The sequence below is a fragment of the Flavobacterium sp. ASV13 genome (genome assembly GCF_000745775.1).
Classification (GTDB): domain Bacteria; phylum Bacteroidota; class Bacteroidia; order Flavobacteriales; family Flavobacteriaceae; genus Flavobacterium.
Genome location: NZ_JQJY01000004.1, coordinates 359,390 through 377,405 on the forward strand (window position 1 = coordinate 359,390; position 18,016 = coordinate 377,405).

Below are 18,016 nucleotides of genomic sequence, written 5' to 3' on the forward strand. Positions count from 1 at the left end.
CACTATTATAATCTGAACAAAAAACAAAATGAAACTAAACCTAAACAAACAACTCATAAATAAAATATTGATTGCGTGCTTTTTCGTATTCAGTATTTCATTGACTGCACAAATAAAATATTCAGATGGAAATGACAGCTGGAATCCTAACCAATTAGGAAATCACCGCGCTGTAGTTACCTTTTCTGGTTCAGGAAATATTGCTAAAACGACTATCGAATGGCGAAGAAGAGATCAAAATCCAGAACTTAAAAAAATCATTGTTCAGGATGCTTCAGGAAAAGAAATTCAGAACATAAAAACAGAAAATATCAATAGAGAAAACGGAACTATTTTCTTTGAACCAATTTCTGGAAAAGGAACATATTACGTTTATTATATGCCTTATGTCGACGAAGGAACTGCTAATTATCCAAAAGGAATTTATCAGAAGCCTGAAAACAAAGCTGATGCACAATGGCTTTCTAATATAAAAGCAAACTTAAAAGACAATGCTTCTGTAACTGAAATTCAGAGTGTAAATGCTTTCAATAGTTTTTATCCGATGGAAGTAATTGCTACAGCATCTGAGACTTCAGCTCTTGTTGCTAAAAATAGCGGAAATTCATTTTTAGTTTTCCCTGAAGACAGAGAACATTCTATCAAATTAAAATCGGATTTACCACAAAGATGGATCCAGAAAGGCGTTCAGAATAGTTTTTCTGACACTGCAATGAAAGGCGAATATCTAGCTTTTCAATTAGGAGTTTACGCTCTTGAAGATTTGAAAAATGTAAAAGTTACTTTTTCAAATTTAACTAGTTCAACAGGAACAATTGATGCAAAGAACATTAACTGTATCAACACTGACGGAACTAAATATGACGGTAATCCTTTTACCAACACTGTTTCAGTTTCAAAAGGAAAAATTCAGGCAATGTGGTGTGGTGTTGATGTTCCTCAAACTACTGCCGCTGGAACTTACAACGGAAAAGCAACTGTTACTGCTGACGGAAAATCAAAGGAAATCAATCTTCAAATCACGGTTTCGAACGAAGTAACGAAAAACGGCGGAATTGACAGTCCAGAAAAAATGACGCGCCTAAAATGGTTAAATTCAACATTAGCTCAGGAAAATACGGTTATTGCACCTTATACTCCATTAACAGTAAACAATTCTGAAATTTCATTATTAGGAAGAAAACTGATTTTAGCTCCAAACGGATTCCCAGCACAAATCCAGACTTATTTCACTCCAGAAATGACTTCTGTAACAACCAAAGCAAATGATATTTTAAGCTCACCAATTGATTTTCATTTTGTTGATGCTTCTGGAAAAGAAGTACAGTGGAAAAACAGCGGTGTAAAATTCACTAAAAAAGAAGCTGGAACGGTTTCTTGGGAAAATACTTCGACTTCAAAATCGGTTCAAATGGATGTAAATGCTTCTGTTGAATTTGATGGTTTCGTACATTATATTGTAAAAGTTACAGCTCTTGAAGATGTTTCTTTCAATGATATTAATTTCCAAATGCCAATTCAGCCAACATCAGCAAAATATATGATGGGATTAGGTCAAAAAGGCGGCGATCGTCCTGCAACTTTCGACTGGAAATGGGATGTAGCACATAAAAACCAAGACGGAGCTTGGATTGGTGCTGTAAACTCTGGATTGCAGTTTTCTTTGAGAGACGAGAAATACAGCCGTCCGTTAAATACCAATTTCTACCTGCAAAAACCTTTATTGCTTCCAACTTCTTGGGGCAACGAAAATAAAGGTGGAATTACGATTACACCAAACCAAAAATCGATTCTAGTAAATGCTTACAGCGGAGCAAGAACAATGAAAAAAGGCGATGTTTTATACTATAACTTCAATTTATTAATCACGCCTTTCCACACAATTAATACCGATTTTCAATGGGATACAAAGTTTTACCACAAATACAGCCCAATTGATTCTATTGCTAAAACGGGCGCAACGGTAATTAATATTCACCACGCAAATGCAATTAATCCTTATATCAATTATCCTTTTATCGAATTTAAAAAGATGAAAACGTATATCGATGAAGCACACGAAAAAGGATTAAAAGTAAAAATCTACAATACGGTTAGAGAGGTTTCAAATAAAGCTTATGAAACTTTTGCTTTAAGAAGTTTAGGTCACGAAATCTATTCTCCAGGAAAAGGAGGCGGATTCTCTTGGCTTCAAGAACATGTTGGTGATGATTATATCGCAGCTTGGTTTGTTCCTGAAATTAAAGATGCTGCAATCGTAAACAGTGGTATGAACCGTTGGCATAATTATTATGTTGAAGGAATGAATTGGTTAACTCAAAACGTTGGTATCGACGGAATTTATTTAGATGACGTTGCTTTTGACAGAATCACGATGAAACGTATCAAAAGAGTTTTGACTAAAGATGGTCATCCTGGAATTATCGATTTACATAGTGCAAATCAATACAACAAAAGTGATGGATTCAACAATAGTGCGAACTTATACATGGAGCACTTCCCGTACATCAACAAATTATGGTTTGGAGAATATTTTGATTATGAAAAAAATCAGCCTGACTTTTTCTTGACTGAGGTAAGCGGAATTCCGTTTGGACTAATGGGAGAAATGCTTCAAGACGGCGGAAATCCGTGGAGAGGAATGGTTTACGGAATGACAAACAGATTGCCTTGGAGCGATGGTGCTGACCCAAGAAATATCTGGAAAGTTTGGGATTCTTTCGGAATTAAAGGTTCTGAAATGATTGGATATTGGAGCGAAAACTGTCCTGTAAAAACAAACAATGACAAAGTTCTTGCAACAGTTTATAAAAAGAATGGAACGGCTTTAATTTCAATCGCAAGCTGGGCAGATGCTGATGTAAATATAAAATTGAACATTGACTGGAAAAAATTAGGAATCAATCCTGCAAAAGCAACTATTACTGCTCCAGAAGTTACCAATTTCCAGCCTGCAAAAACGTTTACAACAAAAGACGAAATAACTGTTCCTAAAGGAAAAGGATGGTTACTCATTGTTAAACAATAATCTGAATCAAGATTTTTGTGCCATTAGGCACTTAATATTGGTAGAAAATATATGTTTAGAGTATATCAAGCGTGCCGTAGGTACGCAACAAAACGATCATTATTGCGTACCTACGGCACGCTAAATCTATTCCGAATCATGTTTTTCTACCAATGTTTAGTGCCTAACGGCACTTTAACAACAATTAATGCCTATTAAATCATTGAAATCTATTTAATCTGTGGCAAAAAAACAACCACAAAAACCAGCTCTCCATCATGAAATTTAGACCACTATTATCAATTCTACTTTTTGGAAGCCTCTTTGTCACAGCACAAAACAAACCAACTGTAAAAGAATACAAAAAAGTATTTACCACATACCCATTCTCAGATCCTGATCCGATTCCGAAACCAGATACAAAGTTTTATCCGTATTTCCGTTTTGATGGTTTTACAGACAAACCTGTTCAGAAAGAATGGAAAGTAATCGAAATTGAAAATGATTACATCAAACTGATGATTTTGCCTGAAATTGGCGGAAAAGTTTGGTCGGCTATAGAAAAATCTACAGGAAAAGACATTGTTTACAATAACCATGTTGTAAAATTCAGAGACATTGCCATGCGCGGACCTTGGACAAGCGGTGGTGTTGAAGGCAATTACGGAATTATCGGTCACACGCCAAACTGCGCAACTCCTGTCGATTATAAAATTATAAACCGAGAAGACGGAAGTATTAGCTGTGTAATTGGAGTTTTAGATTTACTGACCAGAACTTCTTGGAAATTAGACATCAATCTTCCAAAAGACAAAGCCTATTTTACCACAAATTCGTTTTGGTCAAACACAACCGAATTCGAACAGCCTTATTATACTTGGATGAATACGGGTATAAAAGCAGCCGAAAATCTGCAATTTATTTATCCGGGACAAACTTATATCGGGCACAACGGAGAATACAATTCGTGGCCAATTGACAAAGAAAACGGCAAAGATTTGTCATTCTACAAAAACAACAATTTTGGCGGTTACAAATCGTATCACGTATTCGGAAAATACGATGATTTCTTCGGAGGATATTATCATGACGAAGATTTCGGAATGGGAAGATATGGCAATCATGACGATAAACCGGGTAAAAAAATCTGGATTTGGGGATTGTCCCAACAAGGAATGATTTGGGAAAAATTATTAACCGATACTGACGGACAATATGTTGAAGTGCAAAGCGGAAGATTGTTTAATCAGGCGAGCGAAGGCAGTAATCTTACACCTTTCAAACAGCGTTCTTTTGCACCGTATCAAACCGATACCTGGACCGAATATTGGTTTCCTGTAAAACACACAAAAGGTTTCGTAAAAGCCAACAATTATGGTTCAGTCAATATCAAAAACGAAAATGGCTGGTTGAAAATCTATTTTTCTCCGCTTCAAAAATTAAATGAAAAAATTGAAGTTTTTGAAAACGACAAAAAAGTGTATTCAAAAGATATTGCTTTGAATACAATGCAAACTTTTAAAGATTCAATTCAGATAAAAGTCGATTCAAATAAATTGAAATTTGTTTTGGGCAGCAATAAATTGGTTTGGAATTCTGCTCCAGAAGACGGAAACATCAATCGTCCTGTCGAAATTCCAAAAAATTTTGATCATAATTCAGTTTACGGATTGTATCAGCAAGGAAAAAATTACATCAGTTTTAAAGATTATGTTCAGGCTGAAGAAAAACTAAATGCTTGTTTGAAATTAGATCCAAACTTCGCTCCTGCCCTTTCTGCATTAGCTTCTTTACAAATAAGAAAATTAGACTACAAAGCAGCTGTAATTTCAGCAAGCAAAGCTTTATCAATTGATACTTACGATTCTGCTGCAAATTATTTTTATGCTTTGGCGAATTTCCATTTAGGAAATAATATCGATGCAAAAGATGGTTTTGATATTGCTGCTGCAAGTGTTGAATTTAGAAGCCCAGCTTACACTTCTTTAAGCAAAATTTATTTGGCAGAAAACGATCTGTCAAAAGCGGTTGAATATGCCGAGAAAAGCTTAGTGTACAATCAATACAATGTAGAAGGTTTACAAGTTTTAGCTGTTTTATATCGTCTTCAGAATAATTCCGATAAAGCAAATTCGGTTTTGAAAACCATTACAAAATTGGATCCGTTGAATCATTTTGCTGATTTTGAAAAATACCTTTGGAACAATTCAAACGATTCAAAAAATGCTTTTACTACAGCGATTCAAAATGAAATGCCAGAACAGACTTTTCTGGAATTGGGAATTTGGTACAATAATATAAGTCGAAAAGAAGACGCACTAAAAGTATTTTCTATTGCAGAACCGAGTGCTGAAATTATTTATTGGAAAGCCTTTTTAGAAAACAAACCAGTTGATGTAAGCAAAATCAAACCAGGAACAAGTTTCCCTTTCAGAAATGAAACGGCTGAGATTTTGAAATCATTAATTAAAACAAACGATCAATATCAGTTAAAATATCATTTAGGTTTAATTGAATGGAATCGCAACAGTATTTCAGAAGCTAAAAGATTGTTTTCAGAATGCGGTTCAAAACCAAATGATCCTGCATTTTATGGAGCTAAAGCTTCGTTATTTAAAGATGATGCTTCAATAGTATTGGCAAGTCTTCAACAAGCTTTAAAATTGGACCCACAAGGCTGGAGATACCATAAAATGCTGGCAGAACATTATATCGCTCAAAAACAATTTGATAAAGCGCTTACAACGGCTGAGTCTTTCTATAAAAAACATCAGGACAATTATTTGATTGGAATGTTGTATGCCAAAACATTATTGCTGAACAAAAAATACCGTGAAGCTGATTCATTCTTAACCAAATTGCAAATCCTTCCGTTTGAAGGCGCAACGGCAGGAAGACAATTGTATCACGAAGCTAAATTGATGCAGGCTTTAGCAGAAATCAAAAACAAACAGTACAAAAAAGCATTACAATTTATTGCCGATGCCAAACTGTTTCCAGAAAATTTAGGCGTTGGAAAACCTTATGACGAAAATATAGATGAAAGACTAGAAAACTGGCTGGATTATCAATGTTACAGCAGTCTTGGAAACAAAGAAATGGCTTCTAAATCTTTAGAAAAAATTGTCGCTTTTCATCCTGTCGTGGATAATACGGTTATGAATTTTCTTCCAGCAAATCAATTGGTTTCGACTTGGGCAATTGAAAAAACTTCATCTGCTCAAGAAGCTGAAAAATGGATTAAAAATCAGGCAGACTTATACCCGACAAATAAAATAGTTCAGTGGAGTTTATTGGTTTACACTAAAAAACAATCGAATATTTTAAGCGAAGATGAAAAAGACGGTGAAGTTAGAATTATCGAAAAACTTTAAAAAATGTATTAAAAGTACAATACAATTAGCTGTACTTTTAAGACCATAAAACAATCATTTAAAATCAAAAAAATGAATAACCTTTTCTTAAAATGTACTCTTTTTGGTCTTGCCTTATTAGCAGGTCAAAATACAGAGGCGCAAAACGCAGACAAGAGCAAAGATGAATTGTCTGTTTACCGAGTAACCCCTCAAAAAGTTCACGATTTAATTCACACTAAACTTGACGTATCCTTTGATTATGGCAAAAGATATCTGTATGGGAAAGAATGGCTGACTTTAAAACCACATTTCTATGAAACCGATTCACTTACACTTGACGCAAAAGGAATGGATTTTAAAGAAATTGCAATTATTGAAGGAAACAAAAAAACACCTTTAAAGTATACGTATGACAATGAACAGCTTTTTATCGCTTTAAACAGAAAATACAAAAGCACTGAAAAGTTCACTATTTACATTAATTACACCGCAAAACCAGATGAATTAAAAGTAAAAGGAAGTGCCGCAATTACAGATGCAAAAGGATTATATTTTATAAATCCTGATGGAAAAGATGATAAACCAATTCAGATCTGGACACAAGGAGAAACCGAAGCTTCATCGGCTTGGTTTCCAACAATTGACAAACCAAATCAGAAAACAACTTCTGAAATTGCGATGACGGTTGACGCTAAATATGTAACCTTATCTAACGGTAAACTGGCGTCACAAAAAGCCAATTCAAACGGAACCCGCACGGATATCTGGAAAATGGATTTACCACATTCTCCTTATTTGTTTATGATGGCTGTTGGTGATTTTAAAATATCCAAAGACACTTACAATGGTAAAGAAGTAAGCTATTATCTGGAACCAAAATATGCCCCATACGCAAAACAAATATTTGGTAAAACTCCGGATATGATGAACTTTTACAGCAAAATGCTAGGTGTTGAATATCCATGGGCAAAATATGCGCAAATCGTTGCCAGAGATTATGTTTCTGGTGCAATGGAAAATACATCTGCAACTTTGCATGGCGAGTATGTACAAAAAACAGCCAGAGAATTACTGGATGACAATCAGGAAAGTACGATAGCTCATGAGCTTTTTCACCAATGGTTTGGAGATTACGTAACGGCTGAATCGTGGTCAAACTTAACCATGAACGAATCGTTTGCCACTTTTGGAGAAGTGCTTTGGCACGGTCACGATGCCGGACAGGATGCAGAAGACAGATCGCGTTATGAAAAACTGCAGAATTATTTACGTTCTCAAAAAAATGGTGACAGTCCTATTTTAGCACGTTTTCATTACAAAAATGCAGAAGATATGTTTGATAATATCAGCTATTCTAAAGGTTCGATTATTTTGTATGCAATGAAAAACCAAATGGGTGACGAAGCCTTTTTTAAAGGATTAAATCATTATTTAACTACAAATGCTTTTAAATCTGGTGAACCGCATCAATTGCGTTTGTCTATAGAAGAAGTGACTGGAAAAGACTGGCTACCTTATTTTGATCAATGGTATTATAATGCTGGAAGTCCGATTCTGGATGTGACTTACAGGTATGCTAACGGAAAAATCATCATTACGATAAATCAATCTCAGGATAGTGCAGTACAAACCTTTACACTGCCTTTAAAAGTTGATTTTTATGTAAACGGAACTAAAATCAGAAAGGATATTTTAATTAATGAAAGACAACAAAGCTTCAGTTTTGATCTTCCTTCAAAACCAGAATTTATAGATTTAGATCCAGATAAAATCTTAGTGGGCGAAGTTAAGGTAGATAGAAAAACTGCTGCTGATTATCTTTTTCAATATAAAAATGCACCATCATATTACAACCGAATTGAAGCTATAAAATTTGCTTCGAAAGATAGAAGTCAAGAGTCACAGCTTATTTTATTGGAAGGTTTAAAAGATCCGCAAGAAGATTTAAGAGTACTGAGTATCAAAGCAATTGATTTAAATGAAAAACAAACAAAAGATCAGGTTTTAAAAGCGCTTCTTGACATCGCTAAAAATGATAAAAAGACAATTGCCAGAGCAAATGCTATTGTAAAATTAGCTTCTACAGGTGATGCTTCTTATAAAAGTTTAATGGAAGAAAGTATCAAAGAACAATCATACAACGTAATTGCAGCAGGAATTAGTGGATTAACAAAATATTCTCCAGCCGAAGCAGATAAAGCATTAACAGGATTAGATGACGATACAAAAAAACATGTAACGCCATTAATGAAAAGATTTAATAGTCAAAAATAATTAGCAAGGTCCATTTGAATTGTTTTGTTTTTGAAAACCTCTCTAATCTGGTTCATTAGAGAGGTTACTTTTAAATAAAAAAACCAAAATCACAGCAAATGAAAAATTTATTTTACCTGTTTTTTGCTTTTCTTTTAGTCTCTTTTTCGAATGAAAAAAAAGAGGCCGAAACAACTGTTTCTATTCCGCTTGCTGGAAATGCATTCAGTTCTGAGCATGTCGATGGAAGCAATACAATTACGGACAATGGTATTGAAAACTGGACAAATACAAAGGAATTTTTTACTGTTTATTTTAAAATTTCAAAACCTGGAACTTTTCAGATTTCTGTTGAAGAATCAGTAGAAGTTTTTGGAAAATCGGAAGTTGAATTTTCAATAAATAATGAAGTGAAAAAAGCAACTTTCAATACTTCAAAAAAAGCGGTTTCCATTGGAACCTGGACAATAAAAAAAGAAGGTTATGTTGCCCTAAAAATAAAAGGAATTAGTAAAAGCGGTACTCAATTTCCTTCCATCAACCGCTTAACAATTTCAAGCAAAGATTTTGATGGAAAAATTTCTTATGTACCAAATAACGAAGGCAACTTTTATCATTGGGGACGTCGCGGGCCTTCAGTTCATTTAAATTATCAAGTTCCCGAAAATATTAATGCCGAATGGTATTACAACGAAATTACCGTTCCTAAAAATGAAGACAAAATAGGTTCATATTTTATGGCAAATGGTTTTGGTGAAGGTTATTTTGGGATTCAGGTAAATTCGGCAACAGAAAGAAGAATTTTATTCTCGGTTTGGAGTCCATTTACAACAGATGATCCGAAAAGTATTCCTGAAAATCAGAGAATAAAAATGCTGAAAAAAGGAGAAAATGTTCATACTGGCGAATTTGGAAGCGAAGGTTCTGGTGGTCAAAGTTATCTGAAATATATGTGGAAAGCTGGTACAACCTATAAATTCTTATTGCGAGGAAATCCTCAAAACGACAATTCTACAAATTATACCGCTTATTTTTATGCACCAGAATTAAAAAAATGGCTGTTGATTGCGAGTTTCAATCGTCCTCAAACACATACTTATTTAAAAAGATTTCATTCCTTTTTAGAAAATTTCGTTCCGGAACAAGGTGATTTATCCCGAAAAGTTCTATTCAATAATCAATGGGTTTGTGACGAAAAAGGAAATTGGACTGAAGTCAATTCGGCTCGTTTTACCACAGACAATACTGGCGCAAAAGGATATCGCATGGATTTTGCAGGCGGACTCGAAAATGATTCTTTTTATTTAAAAGATGGCGGTTTCTTTGACGATTTCACAACACCAAAAACCGTTTTCACAAGACAATTAAACAATAAAAAACCAGAAATCAATTTTGATGCTTTGCCTTAAAATTGATTGCTTTAAATAATCAAAAAAATAAATAACCACATATGAAAACTCGTATTTTAAAACTCTTTTTAATCGTCTGTATTTTATTTGGCTGGACAGTCTCGGCACAAATGATCAAAACCAAAACACCATCAAGACCAAAAGGACAGCAAGATGTTCTTAGAATGTCTGCACCTGCTATTCCAACTGTTCGTATTGCTTTCATCGGACTTGGAATGCGCGGTCCTGGAGCTGTTGAACGCATGACGCATATTCCGGGTGTTGAAATTGTTGCACTTTGCGATATGACTCAGGAAAACACTTCTAAAGCGAATGAAATTTTGACTAAAGCTAGATTTCCAAAAGCGCAGGAATTTTATGGTGATGAAAATGCTTGGAGAAAAGTTACAGCGCTGCCAAATGTAGATTTAGTTTATGTAGCAACTGATTGGCTTCATCATGCCGTAATTGGCGTTCAAGCAATGAAAGACGGAAAACACGTTGCTATTGAAGTTCCGGGAGCATTAACAATGAAAGAAATCTGGGAACTTATTGATACTTCCGAAAAAACTAGAAAACACTGTATGCAGTTGGAAAACTGTGTTTACGATTTCTTTGAATTGACTACTTTAAATATGGCACAACAAGGTTTATTTGGAGAAATTCTTCATGCTGAAGGTTCTTACATCCATGGTTTACAGCCATTCTGGGGAGAATACTGGAACAACTGGAGAATGGATTACAACATCAAACACCGCGGCGATATTTATGCGACACACGGAATGGGGCCGGCTTGTCAGGCACTAAATATTCACCGTGGTGACAAAATGAATTTCCTGGTTTCTATGGATACAAAAGCAGTTGGAAATCCTGCTTACATCAAAGAAAAATCAGGACAGGAAATTAAAGATTTTAGAAACGGAGATCATACCATGACGATGATTCGTACTGAAAATGGAAAAACAATCCAGATTCAGCATGATGTTACTTCGCCTCGTCCGTACAGCAGAATGTATCAATTGAGCGGTACAAAAGGTTTCGCAAATAAATATCCGTTAGAAGGTTATGCCTTAGATGGAAAAGAACTTGGGGATGATGTTAAACCAAATCATGAAAAACTAAGCGCACATTCTTTTGTTCCTGAAGAAGTTAAAAAAGCTTTAATGGAAAAATACAAACATCCAATCGCAAAAGGAATTGAGGAACAAGCTAAAAAAGTGGGTGGTCACGGCGGAATGGATTTTATTATGGATTATCGTTTAATTCACTGCCTTCAAAAAGGACTTCCATTAGATATGGACGTTTACGATTTAGCCGAATGGTCTTGTCTTGGTCCATTAACAGAAATTTCATTAGATAATAATTCGGCTCCTGTTGAAATTCCTGATTTTACTCGTGGAGGCTGGAATAAACTTAAAAAATTAGAGTTTTCTGAGTAAATATTTTTTATTGGTTAGTTAAAAGGGACAAGAGGGCATTATTTAAAAAAAATGCTCTCTTGTTTATTACAGTTATTTATAGTATTTCACTAATGAAAAAAATCTTATACACCTTTTTATTTTTGCTTTTCACAGCGTTATCGTCAACTGCACAACAAAAGCAAACCTTTGCGATTCGCGACGGGAATTTTCTTTTAAATGGGAATCCGATACAAATTCACTCTGGTGAAATGCATTACTCCCGAATTCCACAGCCGTATTGGAGACATCGTTTAAAGATGATGAAAGCAATGGGCTTAAACGCTGTTGCTACTTATGTATTTTGGAATTATCATGAAATTGTTCCCGGAGTTTGGGATTTTAAAACAGGTAATAAAAATTTAGCCGAATATATTAAAACCGCTCAGGAAGAAGGTTTGTTTGTCATATTACGTCCAGGTCCTTACGTTTGTGCGGAATGGGAATTTGGAGGTTATCCATGGTTCTTGCAAAATGTTCCTAATATGGTTATTCGCGGTAATAACACAGCTTATTTAGCCGCTACAAAGGCTTATTTTACTGAATTATACAAACAAGTTACCGATTTACAAATTACGAAAGGCGGGCCAATTATCATGGTTCAGGGCGAAAATGAATTTGGTTCGTATGTTTCTCAACGAAAAGATATTCCGTTGGAAGAACATAAAAAATATAGTGCAGCTGTTTTTCAACAATTAAAAGATGTTGGTTTCGAAGTTCCCTTTTTTACTTCAGATGGAAGCTGGCTTTTTGAAGGCGGAGCTCTTCCAGGAGCTTTACCAACTGCAAATGGCGAAGATGATGTCGCAAAACTAAAAAAAGTGGTTGATCAATTTAATAATAATCAAGGTCCATACATGGTTGCTGAATTCTATCCGGGTTGGCTAGATCATTGGGCAGAACCTTTCCCAACACAAAAACCAGAACAAACCGTTCGTCAAACTAAAAAGTATCTAGATAATAAGGTATCGTTCAATTATTATATGGTTCACGGCGGTACCAATTTCGGATTTACTTCTGGTGCTAATTATGATAAAGAACACGATATTCAGCCCGATATGACATCATACGATTATGATGCTCCAATAAGCGAAGCCGGCTGGGCAACTCCAAAATACAATGCTTTAAGAGAACTTTTAAAAACTAAAGAAACACCAAATATTCCTGAACAAATTCCTGTAATCACAATTCCAAATATTTCTCTTTCGAAAGTGGTTGATTTGGAAGATTTAAAATCGAAAATCGATCCGATAATCGAAGATACGCCACAAACATTTGAGCAATTAAATCAAGGCGAAGGCTATGTTTGGTACAGCAAAAAATTTACACAGCCTATCAGTGGAAAATTGGAATTAAACGGATTGCGTGATTATGCCATCGTATATCTGAACGGAAAAAAAGTTGCCGAATTAAACCGCTATTACAAAAAATACAGCTGCGAAATTGAAGTTCCTTTCAATGCGACTTTAGATATTTTAGTCGAAAATATGGGACGTATTAATTATGGTTCTCAAATTAATTCTAACAACAAAGGAATTATCAGTCCGGTAATTATTAATGGAGAAACGATTACCGGAAATTGGGAAATGTATAAATTCCCAATGAATAAAGAACCTGACTTAACGGCTTACAAAAACTCAGGAAAAACAAATCGTCCTGTTTTGTACCAAGGAACTTTTGATTTGAAAAAAATAGGAGATACATTTCTAGATATGAGAGACTTTGGTAAAGGAATTGTCTTTATCAACGGAATCAATATTGGCCGTTATTGGAGTGTTGGTCCACAACAAACGCTTTACGTTCCAGGATGTTGGCTTAAAAAAGGAAAAAACCAAATTACCATTTTTGAACAAAAAAATGAAACCGTTCAAAAAGAAGTCAAAACTATTGCAACACCAATTCTAGAAGATTTAAAACCTGAAAAAGGATAAAAAACAAAAAAGCCATTCACCGCGGTGAATGGCTTTTTTTATATTCGTTTAAAAATTAGTTCCAGTTGAAAGTAATTTTCTTTTCAATTTCTGAACTTAAACTCAAGAATACTGGACAGGTCATTGCTGCTCTTTCCAAAATAGTTTTGCTTTTTTCATCAGCATTACTTTTCATTTGAAATACAATTTCAATTGCTCCAATTCTTCTTGGTTCTGCATTCATGATTTTAGTTACTTCCGCTGTAGAACCAACAAAATCAACTTCTAAATCACGAGCTTTAATTCCCATAATTGTCATCATACAGCTTGCTAAAGCATTGGCAACTGTATCTGTTGGAGAAAAAGCCTCGCCTTTTCCGTTATTATCTAATGGCGCATCTGAGATAATTTCGCTTCCAGATTGCACGTGAATTGAACTTGTTCTTAAATCGCCTAAATAGGTTACTTTTGATGTCATTAATTTGCTGCTTTTAAAGTTAAATCGGTGTCGTAATATAAAATGTAAACACCTTTGTTTGCGTGTCCGCCATCTTCTTTTTTGTAATATTGAAATTTATTATCCACTTGTTCTGTGGTCATTAAATCTGCTGTTTCCTGATATGTTTTTCCCTGAACCAAACGCATCATGGTGTCAAAAGTGACATCAAATCCTTTTGTTGCATAAGTATTTGGATTCACTTTGTTTTTCAATCTATATTCTTTTTTGAAAATCAATGCTCCTGCCTCATTACTTTCGCGCGTAATAGAAGGATACATCAATTTCAGTTTTATCAAATTATCAAAACTAATTTCATCAGTATCCAATGTACTGTTTGGTTCTAAAATAACTAATTGTACCTGACATGTTTTTTGCGAATCAAGCAATGCTTTTATTGTTGTTTTTATCATAGCCGTATTTCCTGTTTCCATAACTACATAATTCATTCTTCCAGGAAGAAGCAAACCTTTTAGATTAGCAACATCTAATCCGCCGGTTTCTGTTAAAGAAGCAAATACTACACCTTTTTGATTCTGTTTAATATAATTTATTACCGATTCTTTTTTCTTATCCACAACGGCAACTATATTTCCGTTTTTTGCACGCATATAATCAAAAACAGAATTACGGATCACATCATTTGATGGAATCGCCTGATATAAATTATCAATTGGGTTTGCAGTATCTTTTGATAACGGAGAAATTACCGGAACGTTATTTGAGCGAAGCGCATTTGCAGTTGCTTCAGCGTTACTTTGATAAAATGGTCCAATAATCGCGTTGGCATTTTGTAGTTTATTCTGAGCAATTAAACTTGAAATATTCGATGAAGTTTTAGTTTCGCCTGAATCATAAATGGCAACATCAATTGGTAATTTCAACGTTTTAGCTGAATCAATTGCCATCATCGCTCCTGAATAAAAATCCAACGTCATATTTAAAAATTTATCGCTTTTAATTCGGTTTGCAGCACTTGTAGTATCACTTTGCATTTTAGCCAAATTAAACGGCAATAATAAAACTACTTTCTGACGATCAGTCTGACCTCTTTTCTTTGTCAATTCTACTATTTCAGGATCTGCAGAAACCGTTTCAGATTTCACTTTATCAACAATTTTAATACCGCTTGGAGCTGAAGTTTCTACCGCTTTTTCAATTGGCTTTTCAACAGCTTTTTCTACTGGTTGTGCCTGAGCGATAATCGGCTGAGGCGCTAAATATCCTGTCGGAACTTTCAAAACCATTCCTTCTTTTACACCTTCAGAAAGTGCTGGATTTAATGCCGTCAATTCCTCTTGGCTCAAATGAAAAGTTCTTCCTAAACTATAAAAAGTCTCTTTTGGCTTTACTTGATAATCCATGTAAGAAACTGCTTTTTTAGAAGTTTCCATTTTTTTGGTTTCAGCAGGTTTTGTGGTGTTTGCAATTGGCCCTGCTTCTGTTTTTGGAGCAGTTCCTTTTATAGTCAATCGGTATCCAACTGGAAGGTTTGAAACAATTTCAGGATTTCTTTTTTCCAATTCCTCAACTGTCATATTATATTGCTTTGCGATACCAAATTTTGTTTCCTTTGGCTGTACATCATGATATACATACTTTTCCTTTGAAGCTGATTCTTTTTTTATGGGAGTTGCAGTTATTTGGCTTTGTTTTATGCTTTTTCCGAATGGTATTACCAATTTCTGTCCAACTACAACACCATCTTTTTCTAAAAATGGATTTGCGGCTTTCAAATCTTCATCTGAAATTCCATATTTATGTTCAATACTCCAAAAAGTTTCTTTAGGCTGTACTTCGTGAATAATATCTTTAGAATTAGCAGCCGTTTTCGCCACAGTTGGTTCAGATTTTACCGCTGTTTTTGAACCGCTTGCAGGAATCAGCAAAACCGTATTTGGCTTTACACCATTTCTTGCATCAGGATTCAATGCATAAATATCATAAGGCGTAACTTTAAATTTTAATGCAATCTCATTTACAGTTTCATTTCCTGAAACGGTATATTTTACTGTCTTTCCCTGCGAAAAAGCAGAACAGGTTACAAAAAAAACAAGAAACAATAATGTTGAATAATATTTCATAATAGACTTAAAACAATTTAATTTTTAATTCAAAAACAAGTTACTAAATTCTTGTCAGAGCAAGATTCGAGCCAGTGTTAATTCCGTCCCAAATATTATCTCAGATCAATCTCGACCTTAGCAATAATTATCTCTTTATATAACTCATCTTCTTCCTTTTTCTTGCATTTATACAAAACTTCTTCCATGTTTTCGAACTTATTCGAGTAAACATAATACGAAAGACTGTTTATATTGAAAAAGAAACTTGCGTTAAAATCACCAGAATCAATAAGTTTCATGATAAGCTTATCGCGTAATGTTGCGTCTGTAAATATACCTAAAACTAAGTAATAGCCGTTTGAAACTTCTTTAAGATTATCAAAAACTTCAACTTTAACTGTTTTGCCTTTTTTAAGCGGATTTTCTTCCAATTCGCGTTTCATTTCTTCTAATGAAACCACTTTTGAAGCTTCAGAAATCCCCGATTTATTTTGCTTTTTAATTGCTTCATCCTGATACTTTTTCAATTTGACCAAAGCCAATTTATCATCAAATTTTCGAGCTTCCATACTATAATAGGACGCTTTGCTGATATGTCTTTTTACTTCAATTTGCTTTTGAGTGTCTAATGAATCGATTTTCGCTATCAAAAGCTGGTTTTGCGCATCACCTTGCTCCTGCTCGATTTTATAACGCTTGATTTCTTCTAAAGAAAGTCTTTGCTGAATTGAAGTTACATTATTATTTTTTTCGCTTTCGCGGATTTTCTTCTTGTATTCCTGATTTTCTTCAACGGCTATTTTTTCTACTTTGTTCATCAAACCGGCATATGCTTTTCTGTTTTCTGCCAATTCTTTTTTCAATTGAGAAGATAATTCACTGGTTTTCCCAATGCTTTCGTACGATTGTCTTTCCAGACGTTTTGATTCATCAACATTCATAATATCCATTCGTTTCAATTCAACCAAATCATTATTCATTGTATTTACTAATGAATCTAATTTGGCCATCAAAATATCCTGAACATTTTTATTGGCTTCTAAAACCAAACGCAATTTTTCAACCGAATTTTCTTTAGAACCATTCATATCATTCAGATTTACTTTCAAATCATTGATTTTGATAATCTTCTGATTCATTTCTTTCTGAATAACCAATCTGTCTTTCAAATCTTCTAATTCTACAGTTTTGGCTTTTGTTTTTTCAACCACAACTTGTTTTTCTGCAAGAGCAAGCATCAATTCTTCGCTTTCATTTGCAGGTCTTATTTCTTTTGTGTTGATGGCTAATTTATTTCCAATAATCAATCCGTTTACAATTTCTGGATTTTGTGATTCTAATTGATCGATAGAAATTCCGTATTTTTTTGCAATCGAAAATTTCGTTTCTTTTGGTTCAACAACATGAAAAATAGTTTCTTTATTAATCACACGAACTCTTCCGTCTAAAGTTTTTCTTTTATTCGGAATTGAAATAGTTTGCCCGATCTGCAATCCGTTTTGCAGCAATTCTTTATTTTCATTTTCTAAATCCTGAACCGAGACATTATATTGTCTGGCAATGCTGAATAACGATTCTTTAGCAACAACAAGATGCGAAGCTTTTGAAGTATTTGTGTTTTCAGTTTTTGAAAGATTTGAAGCATTTTGCGGAATAATTAATTCCTGACCAACCTGAAGTCCGCCGGCAAGAATTTCTTTATTGGCTTCCTGAAGTGCTTCTTGAGAAACTTTATATTTTTTTGATAAACCGTAAAGTGTTTCTTTTTCCCCAACAATATGAGTAATTTGTTGGTCTGATTTTATTTTTTCTGAAGAATGAACCGGAATCTTAATAATCTGATTGTCTTTGATTCCATTTTGAGATTCGGGGTTGAACTTGTAGATTTCATCAACCGAAACCTTATATTTTTGGGCTATAAAATAAGCGGTTTCTCCCTTTTGAATTTTGTGCTCAATAAATGAATCTTGTGCAGTTATTCTGTTAAAAGACAAAATAAAGACAAGAAAAAACGTTAAAAATTCTCTCATAAATAGTAGGTTTAAAAAATTAAGGCGTTACAAATGTAACGCCTTAATTTGAA

At 34.3% G+C, this 18,016-nt stretch carries 9 protein-coding genes; 6 read left to right on the forward strand and 3 right to left on the reverse strand.

Translation table 11 applies throughout. The annotated features are described in order from the left end of the window. Nucleotides 1-28 precede the first annotated feature (28 nt). The 6 genes from GQ47_RS12255 to GQ47_RS12280 all read left to right on the forward strand — a co-directional run bounded on the left by GQ47_RS12255 (nucleotide 29) and on the right by GQ47_RS12280 (nucleotide 13,392). A complete protein-coding gene (locus GQ47_RS12255) occupies nucleotides 29-3,028 on the forward strand; it encodes a glycoside hydrolase domain-containing protein (protein WP_035648881.1) in 3,000 nt (999 codons plus the stop codon). 257 nt (nucleotides 3,029-3,285) lie between these two features. Continuing rightward, complete coding sequence (locus GQ47_RS12260; protein WP_035648883.1) at nucleotides 3,286-6,381, forward strand: DUF5107 domain-containing protein; 3,096 nt, start codon at nucleotides 3,286-3,288, stop codon at nucleotides 6,379-6,381. A 72-nt stretch (nucleotides 6,382-6,453) separates the two neighbouring features. Next, nucleotides 6,454-8,637: a M1 family metallopeptidase gene (locus tag GQ47_RS12265; protein ID WP_035648885.1), complete on the forward strand. Its 2,184-nt coding sequence runs from the start codon at nucleotides 6,454-6,456 to the stop codon at nucleotides 8,635-8,637. Nucleotides 8,638-8,735: 98 nt separating this feature from the next. After that, nucleotides 8,736-10,025 carry a DUF3472 domain-containing protein gene (locus tag GQ47_RS12270; RefSeq protein WP_035648888.1) on the forward strand — a complete coding sequence of 430 codons (1,290 nt, stop codon included), beginning with the start codon at nucleotides 8,736-8,738 and terminating at the stop codon, nucleotides 10,023-10,025. 41 nt (nucleotides 10,026-10,066) lie between these two features. Then, nucleotides 10,067-11,443, forward strand: a complete 1,377-nt coding sequence (locus GQ47_RS12275) for a Gfo/Idh/MocA family protein (protein ID WP_035648889.1) — start codon at nucleotides 10,067-10,069, stop codon at nucleotides 11,441-11,443. 92 nt (nucleotides 11,444-11,535) lie between these two features. Further along, complete coding sequence (locus tag GQ47_RS12280; RefSeq protein WP_035648890.1) at nucleotides 11,536-13,392, forward strand: glycoside hydrolase family 35 protein; 1,857 nt, start codon at nucleotides 11,536-11,538, stop codon at nucleotides 13,390-13,392. A 55-nt stretch (nucleotides 13,393-13,447) separates the two neighbouring features. Here the strand turns inward: GQ47_RS12280 and GQ47_RS12285 are convergent, their stop codons facing one another. From GQ47_RS12285 to GQ47_RS12295, 3 genes are all read right to left on the reverse strand, one after another. Further along, the gene (locus GQ47_RS12285; RefSeq protein ID WP_008462463.1) at nucleotides 13,448-13,849 is read right to left on the reverse strand and encodes an OsmC family protein; all 402 of its coding nucleotides are present in this window, start codon (nucleotides 13,847-13,849) and stop codon (nucleotides 13,448-13,450) included. Continuing rightward, nucleotides 13,849-15,951 (reverse strand): PBP1 and LysM peptidoglycan-binding domain-containing protein, encoded by a 2,103-nt coding sequence (locus GQ47_RS12290; protein ID WP_035648892.1) that lies wholly within the window; start codon nucleotides 15,949-15,951, stop codon nucleotides 13,849-13,851. The genes GQ47_RS12285 and GQ47_RS12290 overlap by 1 nt, the downstream gene beginning before the upstream one ends. Nucleotides 15,952-16,046: 95 nt before the next feature. Further along, nucleotides 16,047-17,963, reverse strand: a complete 1,917-nt coding sequence (locus GQ47_RS12295) for a LysM peptidoglycan-binding domain-containing protein (RefSeq protein WP_035648894.1) — start codon at nucleotides 17,961-17,963, stop codon at nucleotides 16,047-16,049. Nucleotides 17,964-18,016: the final 53 nt, after the last annotated feature.